This window comes from Thalassospira permensis NBRC 106175, from assembly GCF_000714555.1.
GTDB classification, from domain to species: Bacteria; Pseudomonadota; Alphaproteobacteria; order Rhodospirillales; family Thalassospiraceae; genus Thalassospira; species Thalassospira xiamenensis.
On sequence record NZ_AUNC01000045.1, the window covers coordinates 38,909 to 60,999 of the forward strand.

Annotated in this window: 19 protein-coding genes; 5 read left to right on the plus strand and 14 right to left on the minus strand. The window is 55.2% G+C overall.

What is annotated here, in order from left to right:
• Positions 1-194 precede the first annotated feature (194 nt).
• The gene (locus SMB34_RS16910; RefSeq protein WP_240478859.1) at positions 195-3,332 is read left to right on the plus strand and encodes a sensor domain-containing protein; all 3,138 of its coding nucleotides are present in this window, start codon (positions 195-197) and stop codon (positions 3,330-3,332) included.
• A 47-nt stretch (positions 3,333-3,379) separates the two neighbouring features.
• Here the strand turns inward: SMB34_RS16910 and SMB34_RS16915 are convergent, their stop codons facing one another.
• The 3 genes from SMB34_RS16915 to SMB34_RS16925 form a co-directional block, all read right to left on the minus strand.
• Positions 3,380-4,024: a Crp/Fnr family transcriptional regulator gene (locus tag SMB34_RS16915; protein ID WP_007090467.1), complete on the minus strand. Its 645-nt coding sequence runs from the start codon at positions 4,022-4,024 to the stop codon at positions 3,380-3,382.
• A 107-nt stretch (positions 4,025-4,131) separates the two neighbouring features.
• Positions 4,132-5,517 carry a PepSY-associated TM helix domain-containing protein gene (locus SMB34_RS16920; RefSeq protein ID WP_037991825.1) on the minus strand — a complete coding sequence of 462 codons (1,386 nt, stop codon included), beginning with the start codon at positions 5,515-5,517 and terminating at the stop codon, positions 4,132-4,134.
• 153 nt (positions 5,518-5,670) lie between these two features.
• Positions 5,671-6,117, minus strand: coding sequence for a DUF2946 family protein (locus SMB34_RS16925; protein ID WP_240478860.1), 447 nt, complete (start codon positions 6,115-6,117; stop codon positions 5,671-5,673).
• A 330-nt stretch (positions 6,118-6,447) separates the two neighbouring features.
• On the opposite strand from SMB34_RS16925, the gene SMB34_RS16935 reads away from it, so the two are divergent.
• Positions 6,448-8,376 carry a heavy metal translocating P-type ATPase gene (locus SMB34_RS16935; protein ID WP_051682372.1) on the plus strand — a complete coding sequence of 643 codons (1,929 nt, stop codon included), beginning with the start codon at positions 6,448-6,450 and terminating at the stop codon, positions 8,374-8,376.
• 98 nt (positions 8,377-8,474) lie between these two features.
• Positions 8,475-9,044 carry an HdeD family acid-resistance protein gene (locus SMB34_RS16940; protein ID WP_007090462.1) on the plus strand — a complete coding sequence of 190 codons (570 nt, stop codon included), beginning with the start codon at positions 8,475-8,477 and terminating at the stop codon, positions 9,042-9,044.
• Here the strand turns inward: SMB34_RS16940 and SMB34_RS16945 are convergent.
• Together SMB34_RS16945 and SMB34_RS16950 are read right to left on the minus strand one after the other, a co-directional pair.
• Complete coding sequence (locus SMB34_RS16945; RefSeq protein WP_037991828.1) at positions 9,041-10,324, minus strand: glycosyltransferase; 1,284 nt, start codon at positions 10,322-10,324, stop codon at positions 9,041-9,043. The genes SMB34_RS16940 and SMB34_RS16945 overlap by 4 nt on opposite strands.
• Positions 10,325-10,403: 79 nt before the next feature.
• On the minus strand, positions 10,404-13,190 hold the full coding sequence (locus tag SMB34_RS16950; RefSeq protein ID WP_037991829.1) for an ATP-dependent DNA helicase: 2,787 nt from the start codon (positions 13,188-13,190) through the stop codon (positions 10,404-10,406).
• A gap of 101 nt (positions 13,191-13,291) precedes the next feature.
• Here SMB34_RS16950 and SMB34_RS16955 point away from each other — a divergent pair, with 101 nt between their 5' ends.
• Entirely contained in the window at positions 13,292-14,137 is an 846-nt protein-coding gene (locus SMB34_RS16955; protein WP_037991830.1) for an AraC family transcriptional regulator, read from the plus strand.
• A 5-nt stretch (positions 14,138-14,142) separates the two neighbouring features.
• On the opposite strand, the gene SMB34_RS16960 is transcribed toward SMB34_RS16955, so the two are convergent.
• From SMB34_RS16960 to SMB34_RS16985, 6 genes are all read right to left on the minus strand, one after another.
• Positions 14,143-14,745 (minus strand): LysE family translocator, encoded by a 603-nt coding sequence (locus SMB34_RS16960; RefSeq protein ID WP_084716677.1) that lies wholly within the window; start codon positions 14,743-14,745, stop codon positions 14,143-14,145.
• Positions 14,746-14,920: 175 nt separating this feature from the next.
• On the minus strand, positions 14,921-15,289 hold the full coding sequence (locus SMB34_RS16965) for a hypothetical protein (RefSeq protein ID WP_007090456.1): 369 nt from the start codon (positions 15,287-15,289) through the stop codon (positions 14,921-14,923).
• 179 nt (positions 15,290-15,468) lie between these two features.
• Entirely contained in the window at positions 15,469-15,909 is a 441-nt protein-coding gene (locus SMB34_RS16970; protein WP_037991832.1) for a YqaA family protein, read from the minus strand.
• A 64-nt stretch (positions 15,910-15,973) separates the two neighbouring features.
• A complete protein-coding gene (locus tag SMB34_RS16975; protein ID WP_037991984.1) occupies positions 15,974-16,270 on the minus strand; it encodes a putative quinol monooxygenase in 297 nt (98 codons plus the stop codon).
• 181 nt (positions 16,271-16,451) lie between these two features.
• Positions 16,452-16,877, minus strand: a complete 426-nt coding sequence (locus SMB34_RS16980; protein ID WP_037991833.1) for an organic hydroperoxide resistance protein — start codon at positions 16,875-16,877, stop codon at positions 16,452-16,454.
• Positions 16,878-17,026: 149 nt separating this feature from the next.
• The gene (locus SMB34_RS16985) at positions 17,027-18,058 is read right to left on the minus strand and encodes an alpha/beta hydrolase (RefSeq protein WP_037991835.1); all 1,032 of its coding nucleotides are present in this window, start codon (positions 18,056-18,058) and stop codon (positions 17,027-17,029) included.
• 257 nt (positions 18,059-18,315) lie between these two features.
• Here SMB34_RS16985 and SMB34_RS16990 point away from each other — a divergent pair, with 257 nt between their 5' ends.
• The gene (locus SMB34_RS16990) at positions 18,316-18,771 is read left to right on the plus strand and encodes a MarR family winged helix-turn-helix transcriptional regulator (protein ID WP_007090451.1); all 456 of its coding nucleotides are present in this window, start codon (positions 18,316-18,318) and stop codon (positions 18,769-18,771) included.
• A gap of 27 nt (positions 18,772-18,798) precedes the next feature.
• On the opposite strand, the gene SMB34_RS16995 is transcribed toward SMB34_RS16990, so the two are convergent.
• From SMB34_RS16995 to SMB34_RS20745, 3 genes are all read right to left on the minus strand, one after another.
• Complete coding sequence (locus SMB34_RS16995; RefSeq protein WP_051682394.1) at positions 18,799-19,266, minus strand: DUF1801 domain-containing protein; 468 nt, start codon at positions 19,264-19,266, stop codon at positions 18,799-18,801.
• A gap of 309 nt (positions 19,267-19,575) precedes the next feature.
• Positions 19,576-19,959 carry an MAPEG family protein gene (locus SMB34_RS17000; protein ID WP_037991837.1) on the minus strand — a complete coding sequence of 128 codons (384 nt, stop codon included), beginning with the start codon at positions 19,957-19,959 and terminating at the stop codon, positions 19,576-19,578.
• A 129-nt stretch (positions 19,960-20,088) separates the two neighbouring features.
• The gene (locus tag SMB34_RS20745; RefSeq protein WP_051682373.1) at positions 20,089-21,903 is read right to left on the minus strand and encodes a methyl-accepting chemotaxis protein; all 1,815 of its coding nucleotides are present in this window, start codon (positions 21,901-21,903) and stop codon (positions 20,089-20,091) included.
• Between the last annotated feature and the right edge of the window lie 188 nt (positions 21,904-22,091).

Sequence of the window (22,091 nt, forward strand, 5' to 3'; positions counted from 1 at the left end):
ATGTGGCGCATCCTTTGGGCGTCGGAACACAGGGGGGCTTGCTGCGCATGCATGTGCAGGGGCTGTGAACCGAAGGGGATGCTTAAAAAATTACAACATGTTAGCGTCAAGAACGCATCGCATTCTCTCTTGGGAATAAAATAGGCCTTTGCAGCGCATGGGGTAAAAGTTATGGTCTCGCAGCGATAACAAAAATGACGAATAAGCCGGGTATGGGAGTTATCATTTCAAGCAATGCTGCGGGGACTCTTGCGGCGTTGATTGGGCATCTTCGTGTCCCGTCGGGGGTTTATGATCCCATCGGCGAGAGCCTTCTTGTCAATGCGCCATGGGCGCAGACGATTTCACCCGACCTTGCCGATGATACCTGGCACAAGATTGATACCCATCCCGAAATCGCCCAAAATATCCGTGAAATCAGTGCCGAGGCCCTAAATGCCGTCGGATATTTTTCGCGTGTCGATAAAATTGATGGCCGGGATGTCCAATTCTTTGCCTGGCAGCTTTCACTCTCCGGACAGGTTTTCATCCGGATCATCGCCCTTCAGGACGCAGATGCGACGACTGGTACCGGGGTTTTGATTTCGCCACAGCCGGTTCTGGTGGTGGAGCGTGACGGCGGTTTGCGATTCTCCAACAAGGCAGCCGAGCAGGCCGCCCTTGAAATGGGGCTGCCTGGTGCATTGTCGCTGACTAAACCATCTGGCCAGCGTGCTCTGATCGAAGACGGCGAAAACATCGCCGACTGGGATGACATCCGCACCGTGCATTACGGGCAGCGGATTTATCAGTGGCAACGCATGCCGTTGCCGACACAGGATGCGATTGCACTTTTCGGGCAGGAACGCACCCGCGAGGAAAGCTATCGCCGTGCCCTTGAACATGCGGTGCACGGTATTATCGATCTGGCCGCCGATGGCACATTGACCAGTGTGAACGAAGAAGCCGCGACATTGTTTGGCTATGACAATGTTCGCGAATTGCGACAGGCCTATATTGCCAATAGCGAAAAGTTTTATGCCCGGGCCGAGGATTTACGGGATTTGCGTCGCGACCTCGTATCGGGGGCAGGTATTCAGGCGCGCGATATCGAAATGCGCCGTCAGGATGGCAGCCAGCTTTGGGTGCGGATCAATGCCACCGAAATTCGTGGCGAAGGTGGATCGCTTCTGGGTTATAGCGTCACGGTTACCGACATCACCAAAAGTCGTCAGGCGGAATATGATCTGCGCCGCCGTCAGGAACGTTATCGCGCGCTGGTCCAGACCGCAGGCAGCGTGATCCTGTTCCTTGATAGCGAAGGTCGCATTCTGGAATATAACCGTGAATGCGAATGGACATTCGGCTTTTCCTGGATGGAAGCCGCCGGGCAGAATTTCTTTGATTTCCTGTTGCTTGACGGTGAACGCGATCAGGTGCGTCAGGGGATCAAACGCCTGATTTCCGGCGAGATCATCAAGGACGAAGTCATTTCATTCCGGCGCCGCGATGGCGAGGTTCGCCTGTTGCAATGGAATGCGCGTGCGCATTTCGGCGAGGATGGCGACGTATCGGGCGTGATCTGCATCGGGCAGGATGTGACCGAAAAGCTGTCGGTCGAACGTGCCCTTCGCCGGGCCGAAGAAAAATATCGCGGCATTTTCGAAAATTCCGCCGAAGGTCTTTATCAGAGCCGCCCGCTTGGCGATATCCTGTCTGCCAATCCGGCCTTCGTATCGATCCTTGGCTATGACAGTGCCGATGAATTGCTGGTGTCCCAAGCCGGGTTTTCGCAATGTTACCTGAACCCGACCAATCGTTTGCGCCTGACGGGAAAGCTTATGCGCGATGGCGTGGTTCAGGGGTTTGAGGCCGAGATGCGCCGACGCGACGGCAAGATCATCTGGGTCGAAGAAAATGCACGACTGGTACGCGATGACAAAGGTGTTCCGGTTCTGATCGAAGGATCGATCACCGACATCACCGACCGCAAACGCAGCGAAGCACGTATCCAGTTTCTGGCCCATCATGACGGATTGACCGGACTTCCGAACCGCACCCTGTTTCAGGAACGCCTTGCAGCCGCGGTCAAGCGTGGCAAGCATGAAAAGCGCAGTTTCGTGCTGATGCTGTTTGATCTGGATAACTTCAAAGACATCAATGATACGCTTGGGCATCCCATCGGCGACCTGCTCTTACAGGGGGTTGGGGAACGCATGCGGGTTTGTCTGCGAAACGAGGATGTGGTCGCGCGCCTTGGCGGGGATGAATTTGCCGTCCTGATCCATGATCCGGGCACGGTCGAGGAAGTGACCCTTGTTGCACAGCGCCTGATTGAACGGGTTTCGGAACGCTTCATGCTGGACGGGAACGAGGTGCAGGCATCGACATCGGTCGGTATCTGCATGTTCCCGCAGGACGGGCGCGATGAAAAGGACCTGTTCCGCAATGTCGATCTGGCGCTTTATTGTTCCAAGGCCGAAGGACGTAACCGGTATCATTTCTTCGAACCGCGTTTGCAGGTCGAAGTGCAGGAACGCAAGGCGCTTGAACGCGACCTTAGTCATGCGATTGAAAATGACGAGCTGGAGCTGTTCTATCAGCCGATTATTGATATCGCGAACCACAAGATCATCGGAATGGAGGCGCTGGTGCGCTGGTTCCATCCGTCCCGCGGGCAGGTCAGCCCGGTCGATTTCATTCCTGTGGCCGAACGCATGGGCATCATTGCCGATGTTGGCCATTGGGTGCTTAATCAGGCTTGCAAACAGACCCGGCGATGGCTCGATGCCGGATATGGCGAACTGACGATTTCGGTCAATCTGTCGCCGCTGGAGCTTGCCCGGCACGAAGACCTGATTGAAAGTGTCGGCGATGTTCTGGAACGGTCGCGTTTGAACCCGACCCAGCTGCAGTTTGAAGTCACTGAAAGTGCGGTGATGGATAACCCGCGCGAAGCGGCGATCACGCTTGGCATTTTGCGAAATCAGGGCATCCGGATTGCAATTGATGATTTCGGCACAGGTTATTCATCGCTGGCCTATCTGAAACGATTCCCGGTCGACAAGATCAAGATAGACCGGTCGTTTATCATCGACCTCGACAGCCGCGATGGCAATGCCGCGATTGTGCGCGCGGTGGTGTTCCTGGCGCGGTCGTTTGGCATGGCGGTCAATGTCGAAGGGATCGAAACCGAAATGCAACTGGAACGCATCGTCTCTGAAGGCGTTGATGAGGTACAGGGCTTCTATTTCAGCAAGCCGATCCCTGCCAGCGATTTTGAAATGCTGTTGAAATCGAATGTGACCATGCCGTTCGATGTGTCCTTTGGCGGGAACACGCGGCCGCACTGATCATGCAGGCGACCGCATTCCCGGTTTTCAACAGGTTTCGTCCGTTATCACGCGGCGCGGTGGTCCCAGAAATCACCGGCCTTCTGGCGCACGCGATCCCGGTCGATCACGACCGTTGACGGGCGTGACCGGCTTTTGCGCAAAACACCCTGACGGCGAAGATCGGCAATCATGCGGCTTGCGGTTTCGGTGGTTGTGGCAATGATGCTGCCCAGCTTGTCGCGTGTCGGCAGCGGGCAGTGATCATCCTTGGCACTCCAGAGCAGGAAACGGCAAATCCGGCGCATCGCCGATCCGGTCCCCAGATTGACCTTCCAGTTATAGCCATCGACAACCTCGCGTGCGAGCAGCCGCAGGATCGCCTGTTGCAGTTCGGGATTGGTCGCCTGTGCCATTCGGATGCGCGCAACCGGAATGCGCATCAGGACCGTCGGCGTCAAGGTTTCGCTGATCAGTGAAAGACCCGGTTCGACAACCGTTTCAAGCCCGATCAGATCACCGGGGCGGAACACGCGGCAGACCTGACGTTCGCCATCTTCGGCATAATGACATTGCATCACAAGGCCCGACAGGATGCGATAGATATATTCGCCTTCCTCTTCGTGGTGCCCGATGGCGGCATTGGCCCCCATATCAAGGGCCGGGTTTTCAGCAAGTTTCTCAAGATGTTTCAAGGCGTCTTCGTTGTTCATGGGGAACTCCCGATGGCACAAGGGAGATACGCGGCACGTTGCGGGGTGCCGCGTATCGACACCAGATATTTTGTCCAGCCGGACGGCTGGTTTGCATTGTCGAACCTTCAGGCCACGCGCAATGCACGGGCGGGGCGGGCCACAAACAGCCAGTCCAGGAACCAGATCACCAGCATGGATACACCGACGACCGGGTAAATGATTCCGCCAATCGCAAGGATCGCCGTCACCCCGACCAGGCTTTTTGTCCGGCGCGGCAAGGGCGGTATGCCCAGCGATCCGGCCGGGCGGCGTTTCCACCACATCACCCCGCCCGAAACAGCCATAAAGACAATCGCGGCACAGACAATCATCAGGACAATCTGGTTGATCACCCCGTATTCCTGACCCATATGGACATTGATCGCCCATTCCATGATCCGGCCAAAGATGCCGTAATCCTGATATCCCATATCAATCAAAGGCCGACCTGAATATTGGTCCAGATGAATGACGCGCTGCTGGGACAGGTCATCGGGATAGATTGATGCGCTGTAAACACCGGTTTCACTGCTTGGCAATGAAATCGCATAGCCGGGCGCAATGCCAAGTTCCGCGAACTTTGCCACGGCGGCATCTATACCAAACGGAGTTGGTGTGCCACCATTGGCAGTTGACGTGCCATCAACCGATAACGGGATTGGGGCGTTCTCGGTGGTCCAGCCGGTTTCACCAAAAGCCTTGATCATCGGGACGGTCGAAAGGGGCACATCGACGCGAACACCCGATGGATAGCCGCTCGGCGTACCATTGGCGAATTCGTTGGCATATTTACCCCAGAATACAGACCAGAACATGCCGGTCGCGGCCAGAAACACGATAAAGAAGCCAACGAAAATGCCGGTAACCGCATGGGCATCGCGCCACCAGCGCCGACGCGCCGGGGTATCGCGCACGGTTAGAACGCCGCCGCTTTGATTGCCACGCGGCCACCAAAGATAGGTGCCTGTCGCGACCAGAAGGATGCTCCATCCCGCGGCGATTTCGATCAGGTAATTAGTAACGGTACCAAATTCGGCCAGACTGTGAATGCGGCGGATCAGCCACATGATCGTGCCGCGATCTGGCATCGATCCTAGCACCAGCCCGGTATAGGGATCGACATAAACCGACCGGCGATCACCAGCCGATGTGGCAATGACGATTTCGGTGCTACGGTCCGGCGAGGTCGGCGTGATGATTTTGACCGGTTTGTCCCCGACGAAATAGCGCACGGCATCAACCTGTGTGCTGATCGGAAGTGACGTTACATCCAGAACATTGACGAATTTCAGGTCGGAATAGACCCAGTCATCAATTTCGTCACGGAAAAGATAGGCCGCACCAGTGACGGCCAGAAGACTCATAAAAGGCAGAACAAAAAGTCCGGCATAGAAATGCCAGCGCCAGACAGCGCGATAAAGGCTGCTTGTCCCTTTGGGCGCATTTTTGGCATGAGCCGATGCGTTTGGCATCACGATATCCCCAATTCGGTCGCGGGTCTGTCGGGATACGGGCGCATTGGCCCGATGATCCCTACCCGGAACTCAATTAATCTGAAGTTGACCACGCTGGGCGGTCCGGGGCCAGTAAGGGCAACGGACATCATCCATCAGGTCGGGAGACACTCAGACGAGAAAGGGCGGGGCGCGGGGCGATGCCGCAATCGGACAGAAATCATGCAGGCGTGCCGTGATATGAAGGGCGGTGACCGCATTGGACATCCGCACGCGATGGATCAATGGCAATTCCGGTTCGACGGGCAGGCCGACCGCATGATTGCCAAGGCCGCAAATCGCGCATTGGAATCCTTCATAGGCACTGGAATGAGGGGAAGAACCGCCTTCTTCTGTTGCACCAGCCGGGACAGATATCGTCTTGATGCCATTGGCGGTACAGATGATCAGCGGGATAAAGTTCTGATCGGCGTTGCCCCCGACAGCGGCCGGGGTATTGGCAAGCGCGACCGGCGCATGCATAAAGCCGAACATCAGGGCGTTTGCCAGCAAAAAGCACGCGACAGCAACCGACAGGCTGCGTCTGAGTGCCGAATATATCTGGCGGGTTCTGATCACGGCTTTCAATCCATTCCGGAAAGATACCTGCCTTCAATAATCCCTTGAAGGCGGAGTGTCAAAACCTCTTGGTGTGAACCACTTATCAGCAATTTTTTATAATCGTTCCTATAACAATTGAAATTCGCTGATTTGACTTGGTTGCGACGAATTGCACCAACAGTGTTTTGGCATTCTGAAAGCCAAAAAATTTTGTCTCAGATTTCGAAACGCCGGTTGTGACGAAGGTTGGCAAATCTTCCTGCATGCGGTTTGCAAATAGTTTTCGGTAAAACTCCTGTTTGAGGCTAGGCTTCATTACCTGCTTTGGTCATTTGCGGAGAACCCCCTATGCCTGCCTATCAGCACGGTGGTGTGCCAGAACAGAAAACGCCCATATGGTCTACGGTTCGTCTTAACCGGGCGGTTCTGATTTTGACCGTGGTCGGCATTGTCACCCATTTTGCCTTGATACCGGTTTCGATCTCTGTACCGGTTTTCGGGCATGCCGCGATGGATTGGCCACTTTTTGCAGTGATTGCACTGGGCGGTGGGGTTTTGATTTTTGAAATCGTGCAAAAGGCGCTTGCCCGGGATTTCGGTGCGGATTTTCTGGCGGTGATTGCCTTTGTCACCGGTGTGGTGTTGGGCGAATATCTGGCAGCGGCGCTGATTATCCTGATGCTGAGCGGTGGGCAGGTTCTTGAAGCATTTGCCATGCGCAAGGCATCTTCCGCGTTAAATGCGCTTGCTGATCGGATGCCGCGTGTGGCGCATCGCAAAGACGGCGAAAACATTACCGACATCAGCCTTGATGACATCGTGGTCGGTGATCTGATTGCGATTTTCCCGCATGATACTGCCCCGGTCGATGGGGTGGTCGTCGATGGTCATGGCTCCATGGATGAAAGTTACCTGACCGGGGAGCCGTTTGTTGTGGCAAAGGCACCAGGGGCATCGGTGCTTTCAGGTGCGATCAACGGAGATGCGGTTCTGGTCATTCGGGCGGAGAGGCTTTCAAGTGAGTCACGCTATGCCCAGATCATGCAGGTCATGCAGGAAGCCGAACAGAAACGCCCGAAAATTCGCCGGATCGGGGATCAGATCGGGGCGTGGTTCGCCCCGTTTGCTTTGCTGGTTGCTTTTATCGCCTGGTATCTGAGCGGTGATTCCGTGCGGTTTCTGGCAGTCCTGGTCGTGGCAACGCCGTGTCCGCTTTTGATTGCCATTCCGATCACGATCATGAGCGCGATTTCCATGGCCGCCAGACGGGGCATAGTGATCAGCGATCCGACGGTTCTGGAACGGTTGCCGACATGTAAAACGGCAATTTTTGATAAAACCGGAACACTGACATATGGCCGACCTGAACTGGTCGAAGTTCTGCCCGCCAGCGGTCATGGCGCGAACGAGGTTTTGCGTCTGGCCGCCAGTCTTGAACGATATTCAAAACATCCGCTGGCAACCGCGGTGCTGGCAGCGGCAGAAAGCCGCAAACTGGCGCTTGGCGATGTGGCTCGAGTATCAGAAAAGCCCGGGCAGGGGCTGGTCGGGGCGGTGGATGGTCAGGAGATTGCTGTGACCCACCGCAAAAAGCTGATTGCAAGTGACCCGGCCATGGCCGAAATCCTGCCGCCCGATGCAAGCGGACTTGAATGCGTGATCATGATTGATGGCGCCTATGGTGCGACATTGCGTTTCCGCGATAGCCCGCGTGCCGATGGCAGGAATTTCGTCGGGCATCTCGGGCCGGTTCATAATTTCAACAAGGTCATGCTTCTGTCAGGGGATCGCGCAAGCGAGGTCAGCCATCTTTCAAAGCTGCTTGGCATTGATGAGAGTCTTGCCTCACAAAGTCCGGAGCAAAAGGTTGAAATCGTGCGGCGCGAAACGGCGCTTGCGCCCACGCTTTTCATGGGGGATGGCATTAATGATGCGCCCGCGCTGGCGGTGGCAACCGTTGGTATCGCCTTTGGTAAACACAGTTCTGTAACGGCCGAGGCCGCCGGTGCCGTGATCCCCGAAAGTTCGCTTCAGGCGGTTGACGAACTGTTTCACATCAGCATGACCATGCGGCGCATTCTGCTGCAAAGTGTGATCGGTGGTATGGTGTTATCGATCTTTGCCATGGGCTTTGCTGCCTTTGGCTACATCAGTCCGGTGGCTGGTGCCGTGCTGCAGGAAGGGATTGATGTCATTGCGATCGTCAATGCCTTGCGCCTTGCACTGGCGGGCAACATCCGCGCCGATCTTGTTGGGGATGAAAAGCAGATATCCTGAACATATCATCGACCGGAACCAAGCTTTGATGGCGGCGTTTATACAAACGACGGATCATATTTAAAGAAATCGGTAAATGAAACCAAAGGGACAGGTCCATGACACTCGTTGTAAATGACGGCACGCCGGAAATGCGCGCACTTCTGGAAAAGGGACGCAAACGGCTTCGGACTGTCGGGATCGTTCTGCTTTTGCTGGGTATTCTTGCCGTCGCCTTCCCGTTTGCCACGACGATTGCGTTTAAAACCGTGATCGGCTGGTTGTTTATCATCGGGGCTGTCGGGCATTTTTACGGCGCTTGGAATGCCGATACACCAACGCGCCGCTGGATCGATGTGGTGCAAGGCGTTCTGTTCGCGCTTGTTGGCGGGTGGCTGGCGTTTTTTCCGCTGACCGGGATTGTGACCCTGACCGTGTTACTGGCAATTGCCTTTATCCTGCAAGGATTGCTTGAACTTGCCATGGCGTTCCGCCTCAGCCAGTTTCCCGGCTGGAAATGGATGCTGTTTTCCGGCGGTATAGCAGTGCTTGCCGGTGTTTTAATATTCGTGGAATTGCCAAGTGCGGCCACTTGGGCGATTGGATTGTTGCTTGGGATTAATCTGATTTCGTCAGGTTTGAGCTATCTGATGGTGTCAATGGCAATGCGAACGGTTACCAAGAGCTAAGCTGCGATTTCTGTGCCGTTCAGGATCAGATCAACCGCCGTAGCAACACCGTTTTCATGCGAAATTTGTTTGGCAATTCGTTTTGCTGTTTCGTGAACCTGTGGTGTTGCCAGAATGTCGCTTATGGCGCTGGCAAGACATTTTGCATCAAGCTTCGATGAGGGGGTCAACTGGTGGGCAACGCCGATCGTGTAAAGCCGTTTGGCCCAGAATGGTTGATCGCCAAAGAACGGTACAATAATGGATGGGCATCCCGCCCGTAATGCTGCTGCACACGTTCCGGCCCCCCCATGATGTATGGCGGTCTTTACATGTTTGAACATCCATTCGTGTGGTACTTCCCGAACGGCATAAATGTTGGATGGCCAATCAACATCGGAAGCAATGCCGCCCCAACCGGTTGCAATGATTGCCTGGACATTTGCCTGTTTGACCGCATCAATCAACATTTGGGCGGTCTTTTGCGGATTGGCGGCGGGGATGGAGCCAAACCCGATATAGATCAGTTTTTGACTGTTTTTGATAAAGCTCGTCATTTCGGTGCTTGGCTCGTACAAAGCATCATTTACAAACCAATAGCCCGTGACAGCAGCTTTTTTCGGCCAGTCATTTGGGCGCGCTATGATGGCGTTGCTATAGGCGTTTAGAATCGTGATGGCTCCGAACTTTTGTGATTTTAGGATATCAAATTTCTGATACGGGATGGCTTTATGCCGTTTTGATGCCCAATCGCGGAGACTGTTGCGCAACGACAGATTAACCAACCCCTTCACAAGCTTCCCTGTCAGAAGGTTATATTTCTGGCAATCCGCCATATTGGGAAAGCCGATATGCGGATAGGCACGAGTTGGAATAAGTGCTGGGATCAACTGGGCCAGAATGGCTGGGATTGCAAAATGATCAGCAATTGCCAAGGCGCCAAAGGCTTTTGGATGAAATACTATTTTGTCTGGCCTGAGCCTATTAATGGTTTCAAAAATATCATCAAGAAGCGCACCTTGAAGGTCTCTTCCTTGCGCACGCAATTTTAAGATGCTGCTTATTTTCTTTAGGAATCCGGTGCCCGGATTTGACGCATTCGCAAATTGTGGTTTGCTGGTCAGATTTATTAACGCATCTGTTAAGGGCGCAAATGCGAGGCCGTGTTGTTGCACTAACGATTGGAAGCGCCCGGGGGCGGCAAGTGTAACCATATGGCCGGTTTGTTGTAACCCGTACGCCAAAGCAATGAAGGGCTGGATGTCGCCGCGTGTGCCATAGGTCATCAACAAGATATGCATATCGCGTCCTTCGGCGGAAAATGGGCGTATTGCACAATCGATTTGTTGTCAGATGTCAGGTGAAGTTGACCCGCACAGATTACTTTAGCAGATTTCCATTGTCGGCGTTTGGCCTTAAAAATGCCCGTGTCTGTTCAATCGCTTCGCGCATGCCGACCCGCTGGACATTGACGTCTTCGGGGAATGCACCCAGCAATCGCGACGGCATCCGGTTATCAAGCAGCACAAATACCCCACGGTCTTCCGCGCGGCGAACAAGGCGACCAAAGGCCTGCTTCATCCGCAGACGGGTCAGCATGTCGTCATAGCGCGCACCATGAAATGCGGCCTTGCGCGCCCGGTGAAGGATATCGGGGCGGGGCCATGGCACGCGATCAAACACGATCAGGCGAAGGCTGTCACCCGGCACATCAACCCCGTCGCGCACCGCATCGGTTCCAAGCAGACAGGCATCGCGTTCTACCCGGAAAATATCGATCAGGGTTGACACATCCATACCGTCAATATGCTGTGCCAGAAGCTGCAACCCGGCATCGTCAAGCGGCCCGGTCAGGCGTTCGTAAACCGCACGCAAACGGTTGATTGCGGTAAACAGGCCAAGTGCACCGCCGCCGGACGCCAGAAACAATTCGCGATAGGCCGCCGCCACATGATCGGGGTTATCACGGCCAAGGTCATTGATGATGAAAACCTTGGTCTGTTTGGCATAGTCATAGGGGCTTTTCATCGCCGCCCGGATCGCGGGCATCGGCATGTGCGATGCTCCGGTGCGATCTTCGGCAACGCCCCAGTCAAACATCTCATCGCCCGTGCCATCGCGGAGCGTGGCCGACGTGATCACCAACCCATGGGCGGAGGGTGCCAGGGCCGCGGTCAGGGGCAATGTGGGGTCGATATGATGGCGGTGCATGCCAACATCGAAATCGCGGCCAAACTGCCGTTCGATGGCAAACCAGTCGACAAATTCCGGCGGGGTGGCATCGACAAGGCTTTCAAGCATTGCGCGCCATGCGGCAACCTGCATGATCGCACGCCGTTCAAGGGAACGGATCGCGGCATCAAGGCGTTGGCGCTCGGCACTTTCAAGCTCGTCTGCCTTTTCATCTAGCATATGGGCGATGATTTTGATTAGGGCCTTGGCCGGTTTTTCAAGGGCGGCCAAGGCACGGTCAAGATCGGCGGCACTGGCCAGAACCGGGTCAATCGCCGGTTTACAGTCGGTTTCAATCGAATAACCCCGGTCGCCTTCGGCCGCACGCGCCATCACCTGTGCCCGGACATGGGCAAGGAACAATTCCGCCGGGCCCTTGGCATGTTCGGCCCCGTCATGAATGCGCATCAGCCAGCCCTGTTCGGGCAGGCATTGGGCGGCGACAATCACGGCATTGACCGCATCACGAAGTTCGTCCCGATCCATGATCAGGGTTTCAAGCCGTTGTTTAAGCCCACGTGCGCGCGACTGGCCCTTGTTTTCCGCACCCAATAACCAGCGGCGTAATTCTGCCCCTTCCTGCCCGGTCAGATGGGCGGAAAAGGCTTTGTCGGCGGCATCAAAAAGATGATGTCCCTCGTCAAAGACATAACGTGTGGGCATCGATGCGTCGTCAAGCCCGCCAAGGGCAGCCTGCACCATCACCAGCGCATGATTGGCGACCACGATCTCGGCCGACCGCGCCCGGCGCACGGTTTTTTCAACAAAACAGCGCGAATAATGCGGGCAGGCGGCATAAATGCATTCGCCGCGCTGATCGGCAAGCGCACTGGTAAACCGGCCACCGATCAGTTCGGTCAGCCATGCCGGGAAATCACCGCCGACCATATCGCCATCGCGCGTTTGCGATGCCCAGCGCGCCATAAGCCCCAGCGGGATCGCCTGATGGGGCTGTTGCGCCAACGGTCTTTGGGCTTCTTCGAAATTCAGAAGGCACAGGTAATTTTCGCGACCCTTGCGCACGACCGCCTTCAGGCGTTTGTCCTTGGGATCGTCATAAAGGCGGTTCAGTTCCTGATCGATCTGACGTTGCAGGTTGCGGGTATAGGTTGAAATCCAAACCGCCCCGTCATTCTTTTGTGCCCAGATCGAGGCCGGGGCAACATAACCCAGCGTCTTGCCCGTCCCGGTCCCTGCCTCGGCCAGGACGATATTGGGCGTGCCTTCGGCGGTGCGGGGCGCGAAGGCCGAACAGACGGCGGATGCATAATCGGCCTGTTGCGGGCGTTCTTCCGCCCCTTCGCCCAGAAGCTTTTTCAGCCGTTCGCGGGCATCCTTGGGATCGACCGGGTTGTTGCCCGGCGGCGGCGGTGGGGCATGTTCCGCCCATTCACCCATTTTCTTCCAGACCTTAAGACCTTCATAGACGGCAAACTTATGCGGGCCGTCGCCATCGGCACCAAGGGCGGCCAGAACAGGCACGCCCCACATCCAATGCCCACGTGCCATCGGCCATGCAATGGAAAGCGCACTTGCGCGCTTTTCACGCGGCAGGGTGGCAAGTTCCTGCAACAATCGTTTCATCGCCTCGGCCAAGGCTTCGGCCTGTCCGATCAGATCATCAGACGCCCGCTGCCCGGTCGCCATGGCAAGCCCGCGTGGGGTAGGGACGCAAAACTGCGCCGGGCGGACAAAGGCAAACAGTTCCAAAAGGTCATGGGCCGGAAACGGATCGGATTTCATCCGCCGTGCCGATGCCGGGGTATGAACAAGGATCGGGCGTTGGGATCGCGCCCGTTTGGCCGCCGCCCCATGCGGCAATTCTTCTATTTCCCCGTCGGGCGAGAGGAAAACAGCATGACGCAATCCGACGACCATGACGGGTGCGTCGGGTGGCATGAATTTCGGCGTGGGATCAGAACGATCATCGAACATTTGGGGGACTATAATCAGGTCCGGCCACTGGTGCCACCGGTGAAATTAACCTATCTTCGGATTTTCGCGTTTTCATTCCCAAAGATGGTGCGGGCGTTTCAATGGGCAAGGCAAAATCAGATAAGCAGTGTTTCTGGCGTGATGCCGGTTTGCCATTTGTCGAATTGCGCCGCGTCGATGACGGGCGGGGTGTTTGCTATGAACGCCACAGCCACGACACGTTTTCAATCGGCATCGTCAAGGGCGGGCGCAGTACCTATTGGAATCGGGGCAAGGTCCATGAAACCGGCAAGGGATCGGTTGTCGTGCTGAACCCTGAGGATGTGCATGGCTGCAACCCGGTGCCGGGTGGGGGATGGTGTTATGATATGCTGTTTGTCGATCCGGCGTGGCTTCTGGATTTGCAGGTCGAAATCGATGCCGATGCCGCCGGGCGGTTTGCGATGTTTTCCGACACCATCAGCCATAGTCCAATGCTGTATTCCGGCCTGCAAAGCCTTGCCGATACATTGATTGATCCCGATTGTGACCGGCTGGCCAAGGAAAGCACGATGGTATCGTTCTTTGCTGATCTGCATGTGGCGCTTGATCGGCGCGGTATCTTGCGTGGGGTTGGCGGTGCGACGGATAAAAACAAAATGGGCCGGGTTGCAGATTATATCCGGGCCTATTATGCCGAAGACGTCAATCTGGATGACCTTGCCGGGGTGATCGGGGTTTCGCGATCCTATCTGGTGCGCGCGTTCAAAAAGGCACATGGCATGACGCCCTATGCCTATCTGATCAATTGCCGGGTGCAGAAAGCACGCCATGCGCTTAAACGTGGGGAGCGGATTGTTGACGTTGCCCTTGATTGCGGCTTTGCCGATCAGGCGCATTTTCAACGGGTTTTCAAGCGCCTGATGGCGACCACGCCGCGCCATTATGCGATGGCGCATGTCACCTGAGCCAATCAGGTGATGATCAGATAGGCCGCACTTGCGACCAGTAGCAATGCCATGATCCGGTTAAACAGACGGATATGGGCGGCATCATTTAAAAACCGGCCCAGAAACGCCCCGGCATAGGCCCAGCAGGCGACCGAGGCAAAACAGACCGCGAAATAAAGCACTGTGAATTCCCAGACCAGTGCCGGCGCACCATTGGCGGCATAGGCCCCCATGCCTGCAACCGCGGCAAGCCAAGCCTTGGGGTTAACCCATTGCAGCAATGCGCCGGTGATCATCGATGGTCCCTTGTCCGTGCGCGTTTTGCCCAATTCGCCCGATGTGGTGGCAAGCTTGAAGGCCATGAACAGCAAAAACGCCACCCCGGCCCATTGAATGACTGTCGTCAGGTTGGGAAAAATCACCAGCAATTCATGCAGGCCCAACCCGATCAGAAGCAATAACAGGCAAAAGCCGCTGGTCGCGCCGAACACAAGTCGCAGGCTGGGTCGAAAGCCGTAATGGACCCCGGAGCTGAGGATCAGGATATTGACCGGGCCGGGCGTGATCGAGGCGGCAAGCGCGAAGGCAGCCATCGACAGATAAAGGCTTGGGGCGGCGGCAAGCATGGGTTGGCGATCCTTTTAGTGGCTTTGCTGGATGCAACAATGCGCCGCAGGTCTTGGGGTTTATTGAACGATATTGCCCTGCCGGTTGTGATCGCCCATAAAAAAAAAACGGCATCCGGGAGTTGGCCCGGATGCCGTCTTGGACGGATCAATTACCTCGGGGGAGGAGATCCGCTTAGTTTTCTGTCAGTTTCATCAACTGACTTGCACAGGCGTCGGCGATTTCCGGGGTCGGGGCATCATTGCCAGGCATGGTGGCCCAGCCTTGAGCGGCGACGAAATCATCACGCTTGTAGGAGCTTTCCTCTTTAAGGGCGGCAAGCTGCATGGTCTGATTGGTGGGGGTCTGGGTTTTGAACTGCGCAACACAAATCGGGGCGAGGGCGGTAATGACCGCATCCTTGCTTTGCGTGTTGGCCATTTCGGCTGCGGTGCTGCCCGAAACGACCCAGCTTGCGCTGAAGCCGATGATCGTGATGGCAACGGCACCGATAACACCGCCCCAGATTGCGGGTTTTACCCAGACTGGAATTTCCATATTCATAATATACTCCCATTCATTTTGTGAAATTTATAAACAATTGCTCGTTTTTATTTCATTCAATGAAATCATTTGGGCGTCATTTTAGCAAATGAACTATATTTTTATATAATTGATGTGGCTATTGTGTTTTCGACAATTTGCGCGTTTCGATTTTATTGTGTATTTTGTTTTGATAAATATTATGAATATCCAAGTAGGTTGGCGATCCAGCCCGCGCCACCGGCAATCATTGCATATCGTGCCGCCTTGCCAATCGTCACCAGCACGATAAAGGGCAAAAAGCGCACCCGCATGACACCGGCAAAGAGTGTTAGCGGATCCCCGATTATCGGCAGCCACGCCAGCAAAAGCGACCAAAGCCCGTATTTGCCAAACCAGTGTGAGGCACGATCAAGGGCATCTGGCGATACCGGGAACCAGCGCCGATCCTTGAAATGATCGATATAAAGTCCAAGCCCCCAGTTGACGCACGAGCCCAGAACATTCCCCGCCGTCGCGACGACAACCAGCCACCACGGCGCATGATCACCCGACGCGACAAGGGCTGCCAAGGCCACCTCGGACGTGCCGGGCAGGATGGTGGCGGATGTCAAAGCCGACAGGAACAAGGCGAAAAGCACGGATAAAGGTCCCGTTCAGGTCAAATGAGCTGGATCAGGCGAAGGCAGGAATTACGTTCAGGCTTCAGGATTTAACGGTGAATTTCTGAACGCTGACCGGTTCTGCCAGTAATTCATCGCCAAGGGCGCCGAAGGCGCGCAGGTATGGTGTTTCAAAATGAAGGGCGAGGTCTTCGTCAGAGCGCCAGTTTTCATACGCCATCCAGATCGCCGGATCTTCGTTGGACTGATGAATATCGTAACTGATGCAACCTTCTTCGGCGCGCGACGGTTCGACAAGTGCCAGAAGCTGTTTGCCAAGTTCGGCTTCCTTGCCCGGTTTGGCGCGTGCGATGGCTAGAACGGTAAGCTTGGTGGTCATCAATGTTTCCCGTGAAATTTTTGCGGTATTTTTGCTGCCACGGATCATCAGGGCAGAGGCCGCATCGGGCAACTGTTAAATGCCGACAAATAAAAGCCCGGTGCAGGGGAGATGCACCGGGCTTGGCTTCGGCATATACGGATCAGGGGAGGTTCCGTGCCGAAGAAGGGCCGTTTTTCGATCAGGCGATGTGCGAGGTTACATCGACATTGCCGCGGACCGAGTTGGAATACGGGCAGATTTTGTGGGCTTCTTCGACCAGCTTCTCAGCTTCGGCCTTATCAAGGCCCGGCAGCGAAACATGCAGGTCAACCGCAAGGCCGAAACCGCCAGCCGCACGCGGGCCGATGCCGACAACAGCCTTGACCGAAACATCAGACGGAACTTTCGGGCCTCCCTGGGAGGAGACGAATTTCATCGCGCCGATGAAACAAGCCGAGTAACCCATTGCGAAAAGCTGTTCAGGGTTGTTGCCTTCGCCGCCAGCACCGCCGAGTTCTTTCGGCGTGGTCAGTTTGACATCGAGGCTGCCGTCTTCGGTTTTCGCACGGCCGTCACGGCCACCGGTTGCACTTGCTGTTGCGCGATATTTGACATCTACAGACATGGTTTTCTTCCTTTGTTTGAACGTGATGGTTCGAAGGTTTCGATAACCCGGCTGATCAGGGCGTTGGTTCGGTTGGTGCCCCAAATGATATGTCGCCGGGTGGGTGGGGGCGCAACCGCGCCCCCGAAAGAAGTTGCAGAAAGTTCAGGTTATTCGCCGTAGAAGGCGTTCTTCAAAAACTGGCTGGCCTGGGCGGTTGCCGCCTGGGCAGCCGGGGTGTCGGCGATGGCATTGAGCATGACGAAATCATGGATCGTGCCGTTGTAGCGAACCGTGGTGACATCCACCCCGGCCTGGCTGAGTTTGCGGGCATAGGCTTCGCCCTCGTCACGCAGCACGTCGTTTTCATCGGTGATGATCAGGGCAGGTGCCTGTCCAGCCAGCAATTCCTGCGGGGCATGGATCGGCGTTACTTTCGGATCGGTGCGGTCCGTGCCTTCGGGCAGGTACTGGTTCCAGAACCATTCCATTGCCGCCTTGGTCAACCACGGGCCATTGGCAAATTCGGTATAGGATCCGTTGTCAAAATTCGCATCAGTCACCGGATAGAACAGGACCTGGGCGATGATTTCAGGGCCTTTGCGCTGCTCGGCCAACAGGGAAACAACCGCGGTCATGTTGCCACCGACACTGTCCCCGGCAATCGCCAGACGGGTCGGATCAACGTTAAGCTGTTCACTGTGTTCGGCGACATATTTGGTGACGGCATAATCCTGTTCAATCGCGATCGGATATTTGGCTTCGGGTGAACGTTCATAATCAACGAAGACGACGGCAGCATTTGCCTGTACGGCGATTTCGCGGATCAGACGGTCGTGGGTTTCCTTATCTCCCAGAACCCAGCCGCCACCGTGGAAGTAGACGACAACCGGCAGGCGGTCGGTGTTGCCTTCGGGGCGGACGATCCGGACCCGGGTTTCGCCGGTCGGACCGACAGGGAAGACGGTATCGGTAACATCGGCGGCGCGTTTTGCAATCGGGCCTGCCTGCGCACCGGCCAGAACATTGCGGGCATCAGCCGGGCTGAGCGTGTAGATCGGCGCACCGCCCGAAGCGGTCAGAGCATTGATGAAGTTCTGGGTGTTATTTTCGAGAACCGGATTTGCCAGTGCGGTCGTGGTGGCCAAGGTTGCTGCCAGAGCAAATGCAGCGGAGGCAACAGTCGTTTTGAATGTATTCATGATCTTGTTCCTTTTGGCTGTCTGGATGGTGCCGCTGTGCGGCGTTTTCCGTTTCGATGATTATGAAATAGCATGCGATTTAATCGCGCACGATATAAATTTGAGAATATGAGCTATGCAATTAAATCGCTTGTAATTAAATCGTGCACGATATATTAATGTGAGTTTGATTTGAAATCGGCCGTGTTACGAGCCACAGAAGCAGCACCAGTGGCTGCCAGTCGGCCCGGCCCGATAGGACAAAGGAGAACGCCACTATGGACAATCATGATAACAATCCGCTCAGGCTTGAAAACTTCCTGTGCTTTTCTGTCTATGCGGCCAGTCATGCGTTTAACCGTATCTATAAACCGCTTCTTGACGCGCTTGAGCTCACCTATCCGCAATATCTGGTGATGGTGACCCTGTGGGAGGAGGATGATCAGCCGGTTCGCAGCATTGGTGAAAAGCTGTTTCTGGAATCCAGCACCTTGACGCCTTTGCTCAAACGGCTTGAGGCGGCGGGACTGGTTAAACGTACCCGTGATCCAAAGGATGAACGTTCCGTACGTATTACCCTGACAGCAGCGGGCAGGGAATTGCGGCAAAAGGCACTTGATGTACCGCGTTGTGTTGGCGAGGTGGCGGAACTTGATCTTTCGACAATCAAACGCCTGATCGATGATCTGGGCCAGTTGCGTGACAATCTTGAGGCAAATGCATCGCGGAAATAGCGATGAAAACGTTCAAGCAAGCGGCGACTAACGCTTGGGTGTCGGTTTGCGCCGGTCCTGATGATAAGTCAGCGCCCAGCCAAGCACGGTTTTAATTGCTTCTTCGGGAAACGGGCGATCCAGCGCAAGCAGGATCGCCCGATTTCCTTGGCATTCCAGAACCCCGTCAAAATGGCTACGGACCCGATCAATCAGGTCGGTCTGGCAGTTGACGTAAATGGCGATCCGGTCGGGTGCCTTTGGTTTCCAGTCGGCCCGGATGGTCGTCCCCGACCCGGAGGGCGTTACCCATGCCGGTTCCCCCCATTTCAGGGTTTCCGTAATCACCCCGATAGGGATATTTGTCGCCAGTTCGAAAATCCACCCGCGAATTGTCATTAGCGCCGAGCGGGCATCGTCGGGATAGCATGCGAATTTGGTCGAAAGGTCAGCGGCCAGTTTGGGAACCGTGCCGGGGTCAGATCGGCCTATTCCGAAGGATTGCGTCTGGTTCATATTCCTGCCCGGCATCCGATGCATCAGCCAGACATCATAGCGCAGAAAAAGAAAGGGCGCGATGTCCTGGTGGAAATCGCGCCAAGTTTGCTGTCAGGGACAGCAGGGAGGCATACATCAAGGTTCAGATTGTCTGCGAGAACAGAAAACCATGGAATGCAGCCACCGGCATATCCCCATATGAGGAGGTTAAAAGCATATCGCGTATTTCGTCGAAGATGGCGGGATGCGATTCGGGCATTGAAAAGGCTGCAAGCCGGAACTTGCAGCCTTGTAGGGGGCTGGTCCCAGAGCGGGGCCGGTTTTTATCTAGATGCTTTGGATCAGAAGCCAGATGGCAGCGCAGAACATGACGGCATGCTGTATCAGCATGGAGGGGGCGACCAAGGCAATTGATGCGGTCAGTGTGCCCCAGGCGTGAAGAATCCGTGCGACAATGAAGGCCGCGGCAACCAGCCAGATGATGTCAGACGTTGCCAGAACAGCCTCGAGTGCGAGCACGACAAGAATACAGAAAGGCGCATTTTCGATGAAATTGCCATGCGCGCGTATCCGGCGTTGCAGGGCTTCGTCACCACCGTCGCCTCGGGCCAGTTTAAGGTCGCGCCGCCGCAAGGAAACATTCAGGCTAAGAGCGATCAGCATTAGGGCAAAAATGCCAGTCAGGCAGACGGTAACGGTGATCGGCAGCATGTGCATGGTCCTTTGACGCGTTGCGATGAAGCAGCTTTGCCTGATTGGCGGGGCGATGCAAGAGGCAGCATGCAAACAGGCCGGAAATATCCGGCCTGTGCTTGGATCGGTTTGTCTGACTCTGCTGTGTTATTCGGCGGCGCGAAGCATGGTGGTCTGATATTGCCCCGATTTGCTTGTGGCTTCCGGGCTATCGCCCTGCACGCGCTTCATCGCGGTGATGAAGTCGCTGATCTTGCTGTTCAGAAAACCCGCCTGATGGGCGGTATGATCGGCATTTTCGTGCACCGTGATCGCGCTGTTGCCGACATCGGTAACACTGGATTGAATCGTGGTGACATTTTCCGAAACGCGTTTGGCACTTTCAGAAACGAAATCAACATTGCGGGCAATTTCGCGTGTTGTGGCGTTCTGTTCTTCGACGGCGCCGACAATGGCCGTGACATAACTATCGATGCTGTTGATCACGGTGCCGATATTGGTGATGGCATCGGTTGAATTGCGCGACACGCTTTGAATGCGTTCGATCTTGCGGGTGATTTCATCGGTGGCCTTTGCCGTCTGATTGGCAAGGTTTTTGACTTCTCCCGCAACCACGGCAAATCCTTTGCCTGCTTCACCGGCGCGCGCGGCTTCGATCGTGGCGTTCAGGGCCAGAAGATTGGTCTGATCTGCAATCTGGGTAATCAGTTGCACGACTTGGCCCACTTCTTCTGCGACTTCCTGCAGGTTGCGCATTTCGGTCTGGGAGGTATTGGAATGTTCAACAGCGTTATGCGCAATCCCAGAAAACTGTGTGATCTGGGATGAGATTTCGTCAATCGCTGCAACCATTTGTTCGGTTGCAGCACTAAGCGACTGAGCACTTGCTGATGATTCTTCTGCCTCGGTGGCAACAGCACCGGCGAGCGATCCTGCCTGTGTACTTTGGCTTTGCATGGTTTCGGCACGTGAGAGAACTTCATTGGCGCCTTTGACGATATCGGCAAACGTATTTACAAGAGTTTCGCAAAATTCTTTTACCAGTCGATCCGTCTCTGCCCGGCGTTTCTCATCAAGTGCGCGTTGTTGTTCCTGCATGGCTTCAAGTTCACGGGCCTTGATCATATCGGCCTGGAATACCCGCATCGCATCAGCCATCTCGCCGACTTCATCGCGGAAGGCGGAAACCGGCACCGGTGTATCAAGTTTACCTTTTGCCAGATCGCCCAGAGCTTCTGTCAGGCGATGCAACGGACGGGTAATCGACCGTCCCAAAAGCCACGCCAAAAGTATGCCTGATACGAGCGCAAAGCCCGACAAAGCGGTGATCAGAGTTTTGCCCATGCGTTCGTCTTCCAACGCCTTGTTCATTGACAGCTGGGTGTAGTTAGCGACTTCGGCAAGAAGGGCTTCAATGGCGGTATTAAGGTCTTTTTGCAATTTCTCTGTCGCGATGACAGCATCCGCGACGTCGGATGTGCTTGCCCCATTGTCAAGAGCTTTGAAAATGTTGGCGACGTTGGACTCGTAAGTGCGATGATCCGCTTCTATGCGCAAAAGGGCTGCTTCGACAGCGGCAAACTCTGTTCGGTCTGCATTATTTGAAAGCTCGGTGAGATAGGCTTTTATCATTCTGGTTGCTTCACGGAGCTCCACATCGGACTGTTTTGAAATTTCATCGAAATTAGCCCGAACACTGGTTTCGCTCTCGCTATGGGAGTCCACATTGCGGAAACGCAGCGACTTTTCCATCAGGATGGCTTGTTCAAGCTGATGCTGCGTGATTTTTTCAAGCATCAGTGTCAGAGGCAGGTCACGTGCAGTTACCTGTTCCAGTTCGTTGCCGATCACGGTCATTTTGTATATGGCGATGCTGCCAAGCAAACCTGAAGTTAACAACAGCCAGCCCGCAAGACTGTATAGGCGCTGCGCAATATTTGACTTCCACACCCATCCAAACATTTAGTTTCCCTCGCGAAAAAGCAGACGACAATTCCACTTGGGGTCGATGTTTGGTTGTTCAAGCTATCCAAAAGGGTGGCGTTTGCTATTTCCGGGTGTGGCGTGTTTTTTCGAACGAAGCGGTTCAACCGATTGAAATGGGCGGCATCCGAAGGTGCCGCCCATGCTGTTCTTCGTGCCCCGAAAGA